A 16,215-nucleotide genomic window follows, 5' to 3' on the forward strand; every position below is an offset into this window, starting at 1 on the left:
CAAGCCAATAGGAGGAGTGAAAGATGGCGAACACGCCTGGAGCCATACCAGAGCAAACTACCCGTACAGTCGTTACCAAAACACCACTGTTAAAACGATTGCGCGGACAAAGACAACTGATGTTCATGTCCTTGCCCATCGTTGCGTACATTCTCGTATTCTCGTATTATCCCATCTGGGGCTGGGTTATGGCCTTTCAGAATTACAGTCCTGCCAAGAGTTTCTCCCAACAGGAATGGGTCGGGCTCAAACACTTCAAGTTTTTGCTAACGGACGATGCATTTCTTAACGTACTTCGTAATACCATTGCGATGAGCGTAATCAATATGGTGCTCGGATTTGCGACAGCAATTATATTTGCCATTTTACTTAATGAGATCAAACATAAGCTCTATAAACGAACCATTCAAACGATTTCGTATTTACCTCACTTTCTCTCATGGATTATTGTGACAGGTATCGTAGCAAGTTCACTATCTGTTGATGGTGGGATTGTCAATGTGGTACTCATGAAGTTGAATATCATTCAAGAACCTATCATGTGGCTTAGCGTTCCGGAATACTTCTGGGGCATTGTAGGTGCATCCCATGTATGGAAAGAAGTTGGCTGGAATGCCATTATCTATTTGGCGGCCATCACGTCTATCGATCCTTCCCTCTATGAAGCGGCAGAGATTGATGGGGCGAACCGATATAAAAAAATGCTGTATGTGACCTTACCCGGAATCAAATCCATTGTTATCATTTTGCTGATCATGAATATGGGCTGGATTTTGGAAGCCGGATTCGAAGTTCAGTATCTGTTAGGTAATGGTGTGGTTGTTGACTGGTCACAGACGATAGATATATTTGTTCTGAAATACGGACTGCAGATCGGGAATTACTCTTTAGCTACTGCGGCAGGTATCTTCAAGACAGTAGTTAGTATTACGCTGATCTTTGCGGCGAATTCTATTTCCAAACGGCTCGGGGAAGACCGATTAATATAAGGGGGACTAGAGATGGGAATCAATAAATCTCGGCTTGAACCGATTGTCTTCCATACGTTAAATGGTATACTCATGATCGCAATCGCGATTGTTACCCTGTACCCGTTTGTGAATACACTCGCCGTATCATTCAATGCCGGTAATGACACTATCCGGGGTGGGATTTATCTGTGGCCTCGGGTATGGACAGATCAGAACTACAGAGCAGTATTTGCAGGAGGAACCATCTTCAGCGCCTTTGGTATATCAGTGGCAAGAACGGTTTTGGGGACAGTTTTAAGTCTGTTCTTAACCTCCATGTTGGCTTACACACTAAGCCGTAAAGATTATATATTACGTAAGCCCATTACCATTTTCGTTGTTCTTACGATGTATTTTAGTGCAGGTCTTATTCCAACTTACTTCCTAATGAAAGATTTGCATTTGTTAAACAACTTCTTGGTATATATTATTCCTGGGCTGATCAGTGCCTTCAATATGATTGTTATTCGTACCTATATCCAGACACTGCCCGAGGGATTGATCGAATCGGCCAAAATTGATGGTGCTGGAGATTTTAGAACGTTCATATCCATTATTCTACCGCTGTGCCAACCGGTACTGGCTACGGTTGCACTGTTCATTGCAGTCGGCCAATGGAACTCTTGGTTCGATACGTTTCTGTACGCGTCTTCCAAACAAAACCTGAGCACGCTGCAATATGAGTTGATGAAACTATTATCGTCTTCCATGAATTCTAACAGCAGTGCCGCCGTTGCCAATGGGGCAGATCTTGGCGCTGCACGTAACATGGTTACTCCCATGTCTATTCGAGCAGCCATTACGATTGTAGCTGCATTACCCATCTTGGTCGTATATCCATTTTTGCAGAAGTATTTCGTTCACGGCTTGCAGCTTGGAGGGGTAAAAGAGTAAAATTAATGCAGTTCCGGATAACCGATCAAAACGGTCACTAGGGTGACCGTTTTTTTCGTGTTTTTAAACGGCGGGGCAGAGTATGTCAATTGCACACGAATCTAACTTATTCAATAATCTTGTTGACAATTAAATTAAAGTTAATATAATTTATATTTACTTGATTCACCTGTCAGTCTCTTTTCAGGGTGCCACTGCGCGCAAAAGCCCTCTATCAAGAACTGTCCACAGTGCCAGACCATCCCGAGCTCTTACCATTTTATCAAGGAGACTGAAGAGAAAATGAAAGTATTAATCGTGGAAGACTCGATTTTCGTACAGAAATTACTTACAAAGCTTATTGTTGATCATATTCCAGAATGCGAGATTCAGATTGCTAACAATGGAGAGCAAGGTTACGACCGATTCAAGGAGTTTCAACCTGATTTTATAACCACTGACCTGCTGATGCCTGGTTTGAATGGACAAGAGATGCTTCGAATGATTAGGGAAACGGATAGCAAAGTCAAGATTATTATTCTATCTGCAGATATTCAGAAGACAACTAGGGATGAAGTTGAATTATTGGGCATTTCTGGATTTTTGAATAAACCGTTAACCGCGGAAAAGGCAACGACCATGATTCAACTCATTCAGGCGGCCTATCATGCTGAATGAGTTACAGAAGGATTTGCTGACTGAACTTGTGAACGTTTACGTGGGACAAGCGGCTAACATGTTGTCGGAGATTGTAGATAAGCGTATTGTATTAAATATTCCTGAAGTGGAACTCATCTCCATATCCGATGTAGACCCTGGCGATCGAAGATACAACATTTTCTTTAGTGAAGGTCACCTGTTCAGATCCTCCTTACAGTTTGGATACGAATTTCAGGGAAAAGCATTTCTGATGTTTCCTGTTGAGCAGGCTAAAGTATTGGCAAACATCTGTCTTGGGGAACTGGGTGAGAGCGTTATACCGAACGATCCGAACCTGATGGACACGGATTTGGACGTTTTGAAGGAAGTTAGCAATGTCCTGCTTAACGCCATTATCGGAGAATTCGGAAATTTTCTGGAGATCAAATTGGAATACGTCCTGCCTGATATTGAACTGATCTATGTCACCAATTCCGATCAACAAATATTGCTTCAGAATGAAGTCTATGTCCTGGTTTTACACACCTCTTTTTTACTTGCTGATACGGATGTGACAGGGATCATTGTCATTGCATTGAGTATGAATTCCATATCAAGCCTCTTGGCCAAAATGGACGCATTGTTGGAGGCGGGCAATGGATAATCTCATTTCGCAAGCTTTGAACAAAGCCCATATGGGAATCATGATCGTGGACCGACATTTGAAAGTTGTTGTGTGGAATGCCTGGTTGGAACGGTTTACTGGCAAAAATGCAGAAGAGGTAATAGGCTTGAATCTGCTTGAGGTCAGCCCACGGTTTAAGTCAAACATGTATCTAAATATTTTGCAAAATGCGTTGTATCATGGACAGAGCAGATTTTGCTCAAGTGCTTTACATAAGGCATTCATTCTTCCTAATGACGGAGAGGAAGGGCAATTATTCAGACAAAATATGCATGTTGAACCGCTTTATCATGAAGATCGCAGTTATGCCCTTATTCAGATTACTGACATGACAAACACAAACACCCGGGTATATAAACTTAAAAATCTGATTAAAGAACTGGAGACAGAGTACGCCAAAATCAAAATCTCCGAGAAGATCAGCAAACATATGTCTTTGCATGATCCACTTACAGGTCTGCCTAATCGTCTTGCTTATAATGACCGTCTTGCCTGGGCTATCAGTCACGCTCAAAGAAACCATAGCAAACTTGCCATTATGTTTGTGGATGCGGATGGGTTTAAACAAGTGAATGATACGTATGGGCACCATGTTGGTGACCAAGTATTGCTGGAGATGGCCAAGCGATTAAGCGAAACGATTCCAAGTACGGACACAGTAGCACGGCTTGGCGGGGACGAATTCATCATTTTAAACCACCTGAAAGATGATTACGATGCTGAAATTATCGCTAAAAGATTGGAAGCTGCATTCAGTACCCATTTCAAAATTTCCGGAAACCATATCAACCTTTCGATGAGTATTGGTATCAGCCTATTTCCCAAGCATGGACAGGAGCCTTCCGAACTTCTGAGACATGCGGATGGAGCCATGTACAAGGTTAAAAAGAATGGCAAAAATGGTTACGGAATTTATGAACCTGAAAATGTTTGAGAAATCTAAACATGCCTTTTAATAAAGTTGCTATTGTAGCAACTTTATTTGTCTACATAATTAACATAAGAAAAAATTCGTTTTCAGCTAAGGATATACTTCTTCTACAATGAAGATAAGAGAGTAAGGTTACAAGAAGCGCAGGGGTGTGAAGACGAACGATGAGTCGGTGGCTCTGATGATAAGCAAGCTAGTATTAAACTATAGAGTTTAATGTTGACACGACAACATTATAAGGGACCTGATTATCGCCCCATAGAGAGCCGCCGATGAGCGGCTTTTTTGATTTTTAGCACAGATTAAACACCTCTAATGAAGGGATAAAATTGTGATAATTCAAGTTAGTTTTGTTCATTTCTTTGCTATTGAAATTACAGTACACTGAAATAACATACAAACGGAACACACTAAACATGAAAAATGTGAGTAATTATAATTGGTTGGAGGGTTAACGTGAAGACCAAAAATATCTGGTTTAATCAACCTGCTGGAACATGGGAAGAGGCATTGCCTATTGGAAATGGAACTCTGGGCGGCATGATTTTTGGGGAAACACAGATTGAGAGAATTCAGCTTAATGAAGATAGTCTGTGGTATGGTGGTCCGATGCAGCGGAATAATCCTCAAGCACTTGAATCTTTATCTCAGATCAGAAACCTGATTTTTGATGGCAAGATTAGTGAAGCAGAGGAACTCGCGGCAGATACTCTGGTAGGTGTTCCTGACGGACAAAGGCATTATGAGCCATTAGGGGATATCTATATTGCTATGGATCACAGTGAACAAGAACCGAATGAATATCAAAGACATCTCGATCTGGAACAAGGCAAGGTAAACGTGAACTATACCGTAGATCAATCCATTTACACCCGTGATTATTTTGCCAGCTACCCGGATCAAGTACTCGTTGTTCATCTCAAATCCAGCGTACCTGGAAAGTTATCTTTCTCCACTATTTTTGGCAGGGGAACTATTCTGAAATCAACATCGTGGTCCGATATTCTCAAGCATCCTGTTGGGTTCCAATCCAATCTGGATCGGATCGAGAAGCGTGGAACGAATAACTTGATTATACGAGGAAGAAGTGGGGGAGAAGAAGGAATTCGATTTTGTTGCGGGATTCGCCTTATATCCGAAGGGGGGCAGGTTCATTATTCAAGCGGCCAGCTTTCTCTGAAGGATGGTAATTCAGCGACTATCCTAATCTCGGCTTGCACCGATTTTCGAGTACCCAAAGAACAACTCGAAGCGGAGTGCCTCCAAAGAATTGATGCCGCTTCAACAAAGCCATACAGCCAACTGCTCGCCAATCATGTCTCGGACTATCAAGCCCTGTTCAAGAAAATGGATATACATCTCGAAGATGAAAATGAAGATGTTATAGCCTCTGAACTTCCAATCGATCAGCGCCTTGAACGGCTTAGAGATGGTAAGCATGATCCGGAACTGATGAGTCTATACTTTCAATTTGGTCGTTATCTGCTTATCTCAAGCAGTCGTCCAGGCTCTTTACCGGCAAACCTCCAAGGGATATGGAATAAAGACATGCTTCCAGTATGGGATAGCAAATATACGATTAATATTAATACACAGATGAATTACTGGCCTGCAGAAAGCTGCAACCTGTCTGAATGTCACGTCCCATTGTTTGATTTTATAGAACGACTGCACGTCCGAGGCAAGGAAACGGCCAGAATCATGTATGGATGCAATGGGTTTGTTGCTCATCACAATTCGGATATTTGGGCAGACGCTGCTCCGCAGGATGTATGCATGACATCGACGTTTTGGACCATGGGAGGAGCATGGCTTTCAATACATCTGTGGGACCACTACGAATACAACAACGATGTGCAGTTCCTTAAGAAAGTGTACTCCACCATGAAAGATGCGGCTGTGTTTATTCTGGATTATCTAATCGAGGATCCTTCCGGCAATTGGGTGATATGTCCTTCGTCCTCACCGGAAAATCGCTATATATTAGATAATGGAGAGTCTGGAGCTTTATGTTTTGGTGCTTCAATGGATAATCAGATTATTAGAGAACTCTTCACACGTTGCATTGAAAGTATCCGGATCTTGCAGGAAGATCTGGAATTTGGAGAAGTGCTCCGTAATGCTTTAACCAAAATACCAGAGACCTCCATTGGAAAACATGGACAGATCCAAGAGTGGAGTACCGATTATGATGAATTGGAACCTGGGCACAGACATATCTCCCATTTATTCGCCTTGCATCCAGGAACGCAAATTACGTTGCAATCAACGCCTGACTTGGCTGTGGCAGCTCAAGTAACACTCAACAGAAGATTGGAACACGGTGGCGGACACACCGGATGGAGCAGGGCGTGGATTCTCAACATGTGGGCACGATTAGAGGAGTCGGAACTTGCGCACGATAACATCGTGGAACTTCTACGTTCCTCTACGTTACCCAATCTGTTCTGTGATCATCCTCCATTTCAAATTGATGGGAACTTTGGAGGTACTGCAGGTATGGCCGAGATGCTTCTCCAGAGTCATGACGAAGTAATCCGATTGTTACCTGCTTTGCCTGCAGCGTGGCCAAAAGGATACATTCGTGGTATTCGGGCTCGTGGCGGATTTGAATTAGATCTGGAATGGGAAGCGGGTCGTCTGTTGAAAGTGAGAATTCGCTCTATTGGAGATGGAGAATCAAGAGTATCCGTATCCTATCAGGACCAAAAAATAGAATTAATCTTTCCTGGTCCCGATTCCATGATTGAATTAAAAGGATACAACTGGAGTAATCAATAAAAATCCTAAATGGATATGAGCGAATATCGCCTGATGAAATTACCGGGCGAATTCGCTCTTTTTCTTTTCGGAGCTAAGATACAGCCAGCCATTGATTCTAACTGAATCAACGGCTTTTTGGTATGAAGCCGATGTCCTCAATAGTCCTTTCGCGCAATAAATATAGCGATCTATGCAATGAAATTACAGATCTCAACCTATAAAATGTAAGCATATTACATATTTGAGTATAATTAATGCAAGCGCTTCCAGATAGGAGATGACTAGTCTATGTAGAGACATTATTTAATAAGAGCTCGCAGCAAGAAACATATTAGATTCCGCCGATAGGGAGAGCTTGGTACCGCAGTTTATTTTCATTGAAGGAAAGGGGACAAACGAATGTTAACAGTACTACTGGTAGATGACGAGATGTATGTACGAAAAGGGCTGTATGAACTCATAAGCTGGATTGATCTCGATATGGAGATTATCGGAGAGGCGGAGAACGGTGTAGAGGCACTGAATCTGATTGAACGCCTGCAACCAGACGTGATTATAACCGATATCCGTATGCCGATCCTGGACGGACTGGAGCTTATACGGGCCGTAGAGAAAATGTCACATCTGGAACCTGTGTTCATTATCATCAGTGGTTATCATGACTTCAAATATGCACAGCAGGCAATTCGGTATGGTGTTCAAGACTATATTCTGAAGCCTATTGATGATGAAGAACTGACGGCGACGTTGCAGAAGTCGGCTAATCTCATTTGCAATAAACGAAAACATATGCTCTTGGCTGAGGAACAAGCCAGTAATATCATGCTGGAAGATATGATCAAAGGCCATATACAGAAGGAGGATGAACAACGATATGCCGAGATGCTCGGAATTGATCATAACTCCAGTCTGCTCATGACATTGATTGAACTTCAGACAGGATTAGATGAAATTCATATCACCATTGAACAACTACGTGAAGCGATACATTCTCTGGAGAGTAATCTATGTAAAATGTTCATCAGTGAGCAACAACGCGGCATGTTTGCCTTATTACTGTTGTGGTCCAAACATGATCAAGGGGAATCGGCGTTGCAGGATAAACTGCATAGTATTCATATAACACTGAGCAAAAGATTTAACCTGGACATTGGCCTTTATGCAGGAAAGCTCGTCAACGAAATTGGTGATATCCCACAATCCCTTAACGCGGCTGAAGAAGCAGCCAAACATAAGTATGCAGAATCCGGTGGTGTCGTGTGCTACAGGGACATCAAGGACAAACCACTGTTTGTTTTCAATGTATACCAGGATGAGGTGGATCAATTAATCTTGAGCCTGGAAGAGGGGAATAGGTCAGCTTACCACAACATTGTAGAAGAGAAATTCAAATGGTTTCATATGAATCGATTTTCTCCTCAGGCTGTCTCAGGTTCTCTATTCCGCTGCATAACGGGTATTCTCGCTGTGGTCCACGAAATGGGTGGTACGGATGAAGGGCTGCAGCAGCTAAAGGAGCTGGCACAACAAAGTCATGAAGGTTGGAATTTACAACTATTGAAGAATGCTTTTCTCATCGCACTGGAGGAGGCCGAAGATTATGTCTCTCAATTGCGGATGGAGCGATCCAAAGGGGATATTAGCAAGATCAAAAGATATATTGACGCAAATTATACAGAGAACATCAATCTCAAAAGCATTGCTGCGCTCTTCTACATGAATCCCGTTTATCTTGGGCGGTTATTCCGCAAAAGCTACAATCAATACTTCAATGACTATTTGCTGAACCTGCGGATTCATGAGGCGAAGAAGTTACTGCGTCAGACGGATCTGAGAATGTACGAGGTCGCTGCACGCGTAGGATTCCAGAATGCGGATTATTTTGTAACACAGTTTGAGAAACTTGTTAAGTTATCTCCTACAGAGTATCGCAATCTCCTTATGGGAAATGAGCAGCGAGGTGCACAATGCCAAGATGGAACCTGAACTACATGAAGCTTCGAGATAAACTACTGCTGATGTATGTCCTGTCGGTGTTTATTCCCATCGTTGTTACGAATGTGGTGTTCTACAATGTCACATCCGCCAATATTCGTAGTCAGAAAACTCGGGATGCCGGCATGGCCTTGAACAATCTGAAGAATGACCTGCGGGTAACCATCGATCAGGGCGTCGGTCTCTCTTATTCTTTATATACGGATCCTGTATTCAATGACACCATCTCACGTTCATTTCGAAGTCATTTTGAGTACATTGACGCCTATAACTCGTACCTGAAGGGGCAATTCTCCGGTCAAATGAATCAAGGGATTCGCTGGTATCAAGTGTATACCGATAATCCTACCATTTTATCTTCCGGTTATATTGATCGTTTAACTGACGTGGTCCGAAGCTCTAACTGGTACGTTCAATTTCAGGCATACTCTGCGCCTTATCCGGCACTGATCTCAGCGGATCAGATGTTGAGTCTGGTTCAACGGCTCGATAATCTGGACACTGGGGGGAGAGAGCAGTTACTTAAAATTGACCTGAACATGGATATGATCAAGCAGTATTTTCACAACAGTGGATTTGACGGAAAAGTGTATCTGGTTGATCCGGAAGGACGGATCCAATTTTCAAATGATTCAACAGAAGCATCTCAGATAGGGAAACGTTACAGCGAGATCCAGTTTCCGAATAAAATGATCCCCTTTGGACTTACGTATACAGGCATTAACTATCTGGAAGGTTGGTCCCTGCAAGGAGTCATGGATGAGGAAATTGTGTTGAAGGAGGTGCGGAAATCCCGTTCTTTCGTCGTTTGGCTGGCTTGTATTAATTTTGTCCTGCCGACCATTATCATCGCGACGATGTCCAGAACCATTCATGTCAGGCTGGTACGTATTCTGAAACATATGAAAAAAGTAAAAACACAGAATTTCCAGACGATTCCGCCTGAAGATGCAAGGGATGAAATAGGTCAACTCACAATGGAATTTAATCGGATGACCGAGACAATTCATAACCTGATTCATGAGGTATATCTCGCTGACATCCAAAAGAAAGACCTGGAGTTAAAGCAGCAGCAAGCGCAGCTTCATGCACTTCATAGCCAGATCAACCCTCATTTTTTGTTTAATACCCTGGAGTCGGTTCGTATGCGGAGCCTAATCAAAGGCGAGAAAGAGACCGCCAAAATCGTGCATAACATGGCCAAGATGTTTCGCAAGTCGATTAGCTGGAATCAGAATGATGTGACCGTGAAGGAAGAATTGGAACTCATCGAGAGTTTTTTGCAAATCCAGAAATATCGCTTTGGCGAAAAACTCCAATACAACATTGAAGCTGATCCTGCGGTACTGATGTACCGAATTCCCAAGATGGTAATCCTTCCCTTTGTGGAAAATGCAAGTATTCATGGTATTGAGTCATCTCCGGGTGTAGGCATCATTCAACTCTTTGTTACAACGGAAAATGAGCAGTTGCTTATCGGACTAACGGATAACGGGATAGGGATGTCACAAGCGAAATTGGAAGAGTTGCTGAGTTACCTGGATCAGAACACCGATATGGGAGAGCATGTTGGCATGAAAAATGCGTATAGTCGCTTAAAACTTTGTTATGAAAATCAGTTTTCATTCTACATCCAGACAGGGGAAGGAGAAGGAACGCATATCCAAATTAAGCTTCCACTTGTTCCATCAGCCATGCGAGGCGACTAATTACGAGGGATATACTTTTCAAAGTAGGAGGTACACTTTCATGGGTAACTTTGAAAGCGCTATCTTGATATATTGAGAAGGCTTAGAGATACAAACAATATGTTAAGGGGGCATCAGCTGCATGTTCAGAAAGAAAAAATTTATAACAGGTCTGGCCATTTTACTGGCTGTAACACTGGCAGGTTGCAATAAAGCCAGTCCGGAAGCCTCTTATCCTGACAGTAATGACAACACCCCGGTCACCTTCAAATATTTCACATTTGGCGGTGGCAAGAAGGACATTCTGGCAAGCAACACGACCATTGGCAAGAAGCTACAGGAACAAACAGGCGTTGACTGGAAGATGGAATATCTGGTCGGCGACGGTGCAACCAAGGCAGGTGTAATGATTGCGAGTGGGGATTACCCCGACATTATCGACTCTAGTGGTGAAATGGCCAAGTTGATGGATGCAGGATCTTTTATCCCCCTGGATGAACTGATCGATCAATACGGACCTAACATCAAGCGGGTATATGGGCCTTATATGGACAAATTCAGACAGGAGGATGGAAAGATCTATTTCTTGCCATACACGGCCAACATCGGTTATGTGTCAGAGCCTAACTTCCAGACAGGTTTCTACATTCAGCGAGCTGTGCTCAAAGAATTTAACTACCCCAAGATCAAAACGCTGGACGAATATTTTGATCTGATTGAACAATACAAGCAAAAGTATCCGCAGATCGATGGAAAAGAAACGATTGGCTTCGCGACACTTGCAGGTGAATCGGGCAGCTTCTTCACCCTGCTTAATCCAGCCATGCATCTGGCAGGTTATCCGAACGATGGCAGTGTGATGGTGGATATGCAGAGCCATGAAGCCAAACTGGTAGCCGGATCTGATTATCAGAAACAATGGATTCAGAAGCTAAGCGAGGTTAACGCACAGGGGATGTTTGATCCGGAATCCTTCACAATGAACCAGGATCAGTATCTCGCCAAGTTGACATCCGGTCGGGTGCTGGGATATTTCAGTTACTCCTGGCAGGTTGGAGACGCAACGAACAACCTCAAGAAGGCGGGTATTGACGATAAACGATATGTATCTCTTCCAATCGTATTTGATGACAGCATCAAAGACCAGTACGTAGACCCGCCAGGATTTGTGAACAACTATGGTGTCGGGATTACCGTCAATGCCAAAGATCCCGTGCGAATTATTAAATATTTTGACAATTTGCTCAAGGAAGAAAACCAGATTCTGGTTCAATGGGGGATTGAAGACGAGACATATAGTGTGAATGAGGAGGGCCGTTTTTATTTCAAAAATGAGGACCAACGCAAGGCACATGAAGATCCGGAATTAAGTCGTAAGTTCGGGTTTGACTATTTTAATTACAGCTGGCCTCGTTATGGGAATAACTCCGTACTGGAAGATGGCAACGCCTATGGACCAGGCAATCAGCCAGAGGTAGCTACCTTTAGCTACACGGATGGTGACAAGCTGTTGTTAGAGAAATATGGCGTGAAGACATTCACAGAATTATTCAGCACGCCGGATGAGCGTCCCTGGTCTCCTGCATGGTCGATTGCACTGGAGCAAGGATCACCTGAACAGATTTTTATCACCAAGGCAGAAGATCTCCAAAAGAAATATTTACCCAAAATGATTATGGATTCGCCTTCCACTTTCGAGAACACATGGAATGAATATATGAGTCAATTGAATCAACTGGACAAAAAAACATATGAAGCTACGATCACACAGGCAGTGAAGGATCGTGTAGCTGGCAAATGGTGAGTGTAATCCATAGAGACCACATGGAACGGGGGAATATTCACATGTTAAAAGCGAAATTTAGAACAGCAAGTTTAGCTGTATTACTGACCGTTTTGCTGGCTGGCTGCAGTCAGAACGATTCGTCGTCATCACCTTCAGCCACAGGTGAAGAGGAGAACAGTCCAGTCACATTCTCATATTACATGTTTTCTCCAGGCAAGAAGGATACTCTGGCAAGCGAAACAACAATTGGTAAAGTGTTGCAAGAACAAACGGGTGTGGACTGGAAGCTGGAATATCTGGTTGGTGATAGTGCTACAAAAGCCGGTGTCATGATTGCCAGTGGAGACTATCCTGATGTCATTAGCTCCAGTGGGGAGATGTCCAAGTTACTGGATGCGGGGGCCTACATTCCGCTGGATGATCTGATTGAGGAATACGGCCCTAATATCAAAAGGGTATACGGACCATACTTCGATAAAATGAAAAATGCAGAAGACGGAAAAATCTATGCTCTGCCGTATACGGCTAATCAGGGTGAATATTCAGGTAGCCCCAATGTGGGCGGCGGCGCTTTCTGGATTCAGCGTTCTGTGCTCAAAGAGTTTAACTACCCCAAGATCACTACACTGGATGAATATTTTGACCTGATTCAGGATTACAAGGAAAAATATCCAACGGTTGATGGTGCAGAGACGATCGGATTTGTGTCACTTGCGGGTGTGGCCAATAACTTCTTCACTTTGCAAAATCCAGCGATGCATCTCGCCGGTTATCCGAACGATGGCAGTGTCATGGTGGACATGACTACCCATGAAGCAAAAGTCGTGGCCGGAACAGAAGCTCAGAAAAAATGGATTCAGAAGTTAAATGAGATCAATGCGCAAGGCATGCTTGATCCGGAATCCTTTACGATGAACAAAGATCAGTATTTGGCCAAGCTGACTTCGGGTCGTGTCTTAGGATACTTCAATTATGGCTGGCAAATTGGAGACGCGTCGAAAAACCTGCTCTCGGCAGGCATTGATGAGAAGCGCTATGCTCCACTACCGATTGTATTTGATGAAGGAATCAAGGATCAGTATGTGGATCCGCCCGGCTTCGTCAACAACTACGCAACAGGGATCTCGGTGAATGCCAAAGACCCTGTTCGTATCATCAAATATTTTGATAATTTGCTGAAGGAAGAGAATCAGGTTCTGGTGCAATGGGGCATCAAGGACGAGACGTACAGTGTGGATGAAAATGGCCGATTTTATTATGCAAATGAAGATCAACGCAAGGCTCATGATGATCTGGAGCTCAGCCGTAAATTCGGGTTCACCTACTTTGGCACAGACTGGCCGAAATATGGCGGTGAATCTACACTAACCGATGGTAACGCTTATAGCCCTGGCAACCAGCCGGAAGTGGCCGCTGCATCTTACACCGAGGGAGACAAGAAATTCCTTGAAGCCTACGGTATCCAAACCTTTAGTGAATTATTTAACAAACCGGAAGAGCGGCCTTGGTTCCCGGCTTGGTCCATCGCATTGGAGCAAGGATCACCTGAACAGATCTTCACGACCAAATCGGATGATTTGCAACGCAAATACTTGCCGGAGATGATCTTGGGAGCACCATCGAATTTTGATAAGCTGTGGGATGCCTACATGGCTGAATTGAACAAATTGGACAAAGCTGGTTATGAAGCGACCATTACCAAAGTTGTGAAAGATCGTGTAGCAGGAAAATGGTAATACAACCTCTTTAAAACAAACTGTTACATGCGTAGGAGAAATTGAAAGACCCTAAACTCCAGTTCCTCCTCGCATGATTAACAGCATAGGAAAGGAGCAGGTTCACCGTGGAGAAACCGAATGTCTCCCTTAACTCGATGCCGCAAGCGCCGAATCCGAAGGGAACCAGAGCACACTCGTTCTTCAAGCGACTTGTGCAGCAACGAACGCTTGCCTGGATGTGTATTCCTTTTGTCATCTGGGCTTTTATCTTCAAGTACCTGCCGCTATGGGGATGGACCATGGCTTTTCAGAATTTCAAACCGGCGAGGTCTTTCTCGGATCAGCAGTGGGTAGGCTGGCAGCATTTTAGTACGTTATTTGAAGACAATACCTTCTACCGGGTGCTGCGAAATACGCTCGTCATGAGTTCCATTAAACTGGTATTGGGTTTTGTGACAGCAATTACATTGGCTCTTTTGTTGAATGAACTGAAAAATGTCATATTTAAACGTTTCGTGCAAACCGTCAGTTATCTGCCTCACTTTATCTCGTGGGTTGTTGCATCCAGCATTGTATTAACCGTCCTGTCACCAGACGGAATTATCAATCTGTTGCTGATGAAGCTTCACCTGATTGACAGTCCGGTACTATGGATGGGGAAAGGTGAATACTTCTGGGGTATTCTGGGGGCAACCGAGGTGTGGAAAGATGTCGGCTGGAACACCATTATCTATCTGGCAGCAATTACAGCGATTGATCCGGCACAATATGAGGCTGCCGAGATTGATGGAGCCAGTCGTTTCAAACGGATGTTATATATCACTCTGCCTGGCTTGAAGCCGGTTATTGTGATCTTGTTGATCATGAACATGGGAAGTATTCTGGAATCCGGATTCGAACCACAATATCTGCTGGGTAACGGGATGAATATGGATTATTCAGAGAATCTGGACATCTTTGTACTGAAATATGGATTAGGGATGGGGAACTTCTCCTTGGGTACAGCAGCAGGCATATTCAAAACTGTGGTCAGTTTCATCTTCCTTTTCTCTGCGAACTATATTGCGAAAAAAATGGGAGAGAGCAGACTATTCTAAAAGGAGGCCTATGCCATGCGAAAAGGAAACACATCCCGCTTGCGGAATAGCAGTACCGGGGATCGGGCGTTTGACACCATTAACATCATCTTCATGGTATGTCTGATGATTGTGACGATCTATCCCTTTGTTAATATGATTGCCGTATCCTTCAATAATGCGAACGATGCTATTCGGGGGGGAATATATCTATGGCCCCGTGTATGGACACTGGACAATTACAAATACATTTTTGGCGAATCCGATATCTATCACGCAACGCTGATCTCCGCCCTGCGTACGGTCATTGGAACCGTGGTGTCCGTCTTCTGTACAGCCATGCTTGCGTATACAGTTAGTCGTCAGGAATTTGTGCTTCGAAAGTTTGTTACGATGTTTTTTGTATTCACCATGTACTTCAGCGGGGGGTTGATCCCCGGTTATCTGCTGATTCGAGACCTTGGATTGATCGGTTCCTTCTGGGTATATATCATTCCGGGTGTAATTGGAGTCTTCAATATGATAGTCATCCGTTCCTTTATTGAAGGTCTTCCTGAAGGCATTCTGGAGTCAGCCCGTATTGACGGGGCAGGGGAGTTCACGACATTTATCCGAGTTGTCCTGCCGCTAACGATTCCCGCAATGGCAACCGTATCGCTCTTTGTAGCGGTGGGGCAATGGAATTCCTGGTTTGATGTATTTCTGTACAACTCATCCAATAAGGAATTAAGTACATTGCAATACGAATTGATGAAGATTCTGCAAACTTCAACGACCTCAGCGACTTCATCCGCAAGTGATGTTTATCAATCTGCCGAAAGTAATGCAACAGCGGTCACACCAACCTCGATTCGAGCGACCATGACCATTATCGCAAGTGTTCCCATTCTGATGGTGTATCCGTTCTTACAGAAATACTTTGTACAGGGTATGACGATTGGCGGCGTGAAGGGATAGTCATGAACTGTATATAACTTCATTGAATCTGTGAAAACGCAACAAACGATACCGTATTAGCGTCTATTCATCCATAGAATACAACAGGAGTGAA

General features: G+C 43.6%; 12 protein-coding genes. All 12 read left to right on the forward strand.

All coding sequences use genetic code 11. The features are described from left to right. The first annotated feature begins 23 nt into the window (after nt 1–23). Nucleotides 24–989 carry an ABC transporter permease gene (locus ACE3K2_RS10675; RefSeq protein ID WP_421889614.1) on the forward strand — a complete coding sequence of 322 codons (966 nt, stop codon included), beginning with the start codon at nt 24–26 and terminating at the stop codon, nt 987–989. A 12-nt stretch (nt 990–1,001) separates the two neighbouring features. Beyond that, nucleotides 1,002–1,904: a carbohydrate ABC transporter permease gene (locus ACE3K2_RS10680; RefSeq protein ID WP_421889616.1), complete on the forward strand. Its 903-nt coding sequence runs from the start codon at nt 1,002–1,004 to the stop codon at nt 1,902–1,904. 282 nt (nt 1,905–2,186) lie between these two features. After that, complete coding sequence (locus tag ACE3K2_RS10685; protein WP_421889618.1) at nt 2,187–2,561, forward strand: response regulator transcription factor; 375 nt, start codon at nt 2,187–2,189, stop codon at nt 2,559–2,561. Continuing rightward, the gene (locus ACE3K2_RS10690) at nt 2,551–3,186 is read left to right on the forward strand and encodes a chemotaxis protein CheC (protein ID WP_421889620.1); all 636 of its coding nucleotides are present in this window, start codon (nt 2,551–2,553) and stop codon (nt 3,184–3,186) included. Before ACE3K2_RS10685 ends, ACE3K2_RS10690 begins: the two co-directional genes overlap by 11 nt. After that, complete coding sequence (locus ACE3K2_RS10695) at nt 3,179–4,141, forward strand: diguanylate cyclase domain-containing protein (RefSeq protein WP_421889621.1); 963 nt, start codon at nt 3,179–3,181, stop codon at nt 4,139–4,141. The genes ACE3K2_RS10690 and ACE3K2_RS10695 overlap by 8 nt, the downstream gene beginning before the upstream one ends. Before the next feature lie 453 nt (nt 4,142–4,594). Beyond that, a complete protein-coding gene (locus tag ACE3K2_RS10700; protein WP_421889623.1) occupies nt 4,595–6,919 on the forward strand; it encodes a glycoside hydrolase family 95 protein in 2,325 nt (774 codons plus the stop codon). 381 nt (nt 6,920–7,300) lie between these two features. Then, a complete protein-coding gene (locus ACE3K2_RS10705) occupies nt 7,301–8,887 on the forward strand; it encodes a response regulator transcription factor (protein ID WP_421889625.1) in 1,587 nt (528 codons plus the stop codon). Then, nucleotides 8,869–10,605 (forward strand): sensor histidine kinase, encoded by a 1,737-nt coding sequence (locus tag ACE3K2_RS10710; RefSeq protein ID WP_421889627.1) that lies wholly within the window; start codon nt 8,869–8,871, stop codon nt 10,603–10,605. The genes ACE3K2_RS10705 and ACE3K2_RS10710 overlap by 19 nt, the downstream gene beginning before the upstream one ends. Nucleotides 10,606–10,726: 121 nt before the next feature. Further along, nucleotides 10,727–12,388 carry an ABC transporter substrate-binding protein gene (locus tag ACE3K2_RS10715; protein ID WP_421889629.1) on the forward strand — a complete coding sequence of 554 codons (1,662 nt, stop codon included), beginning with the start codon at nt 10,727–10,729 and terminating at the stop codon, nt 12,386–12,388. A 41-nt stretch (nt 12,389–12,429) separates the two neighbouring features. Further along, complete coding sequence (locus ACE3K2_RS10720) at nt 12,430–14,106, forward strand: ABC transporter substrate-binding protein (protein WP_421889631.1); 1,677 nt, start codon at nt 12,430–12,432, stop codon at nt 14,104–14,106. A gap of 137 nt (nt 14,107–14,243) precedes the next feature. Then, the gene (locus ACE3K2_RS10725; protein ID WP_421891146.1) at nt 14,244–15,185 is read left to right on the forward strand and encodes an ABC transporter permease; all 942 of its coding nucleotides are present in this window, start codon (nt 14,244–14,246) and stop codon (nt 15,183–15,185) included. Nucleotides 15,186–15,200: 15 nt separating this feature from the next. Then, on the forward strand, nt 15,201–16,121 hold the full coding sequence (locus tag ACE3K2_RS10730; protein ID WP_421889633.1) for a carbohydrate ABC transporter permease: 921 nt from the start codon (nt 15,201–15,203) through the stop codon (nt 16,119–16,121). The last annotated feature ends 94 nt before the right edge of the window (nt 16,122–16,215 follow it).

The sequence above is a fragment of the Paenibacillus sp. genome (assembly GCF_048976745.1).
GTDB lineage: Bacteria > Bacillota > Bacilli > Paenibacillales > Paenibacillaceae > Paenibacillus.

Bases quoted from the DNA above. Each gene is read 5' to 3' on its own strand.
- ACE3K2_RS10705 (WP_421889625.1), top strand. From the start codon at position 7,301: ATGTTAACAGTACTACTGGTAGATGACGAGATGTATGTACGAAAAGGG.
- ACE3K2_RS10695 (WP_421889621.1), top strand. From the start codon at position 3,179: ATGGATAATCTCATTTCGCAAGCTTTGAACAAAGCCCATATGGGAATC.
- ACE3K2_RS10685 (WP_421889618.1), top strand. From the start codon at position 2,187: ATGAAAGTATTAATCGTGGAAGACTCGATTTTCGTACAGAAATTACTT.
- ACE3K2_RS10680 (WP_421889616.1), top strand. From the start codon at position 1,002: ATGGGAATCAATAAATCTCGGCTTGAACCGATTGTCTTCCATACGTTA.
- ACE3K2_RS10720 (WP_421889631.1), top strand. From the start codon at position 12,430: ATGTTAAAAGCGAAATTTAGAACAGCAAGTTTAGCTGTATTACTGACC.
- ACE3K2_RS10725 (WP_421891146.1), top strand. From the start codon at position 14,244: ATGCCGCAAGCGCCGAATCCGAAGGGAACCAGAGCACACTCGTTCTTC.
- ACE3K2_RS10730 (WP_421889633.1), top strand. From the start codon at position 15,201: ATGCGAAAAGGAAACACATCCCGCTTGCGGAATAGCAGTACCGGGGAT.
- ACE3K2_RS10710 (WP_421889627.1), top strand. From the start codon at position 8,869: ATGCCAAGATGGAACCTGAACTACATGAAGCTTCGAGATAAACTACTG.
- ACE3K2_RS10675 (WP_421889614.1), top strand. From the start codon at position 24: ATGGCGAACACGCCTGGAGCCATACCAGAGCAAACTACCCGTACAGTC.
- ACE3K2_RS10715 (WP_421889629.1), top strand. From the start codon at position 10,727: ATGTTCAGAAAGAAAAAATTTATAACAGGTCTGGCCATTTTACTGGCT.
- ACE3K2_RS10690 (WP_421889620.1), top strand. From the start codon at position 2,551: ATGCTGAATGAGTTACAGAAGGATTTGCTGACTGAACTTGTGAACGTT.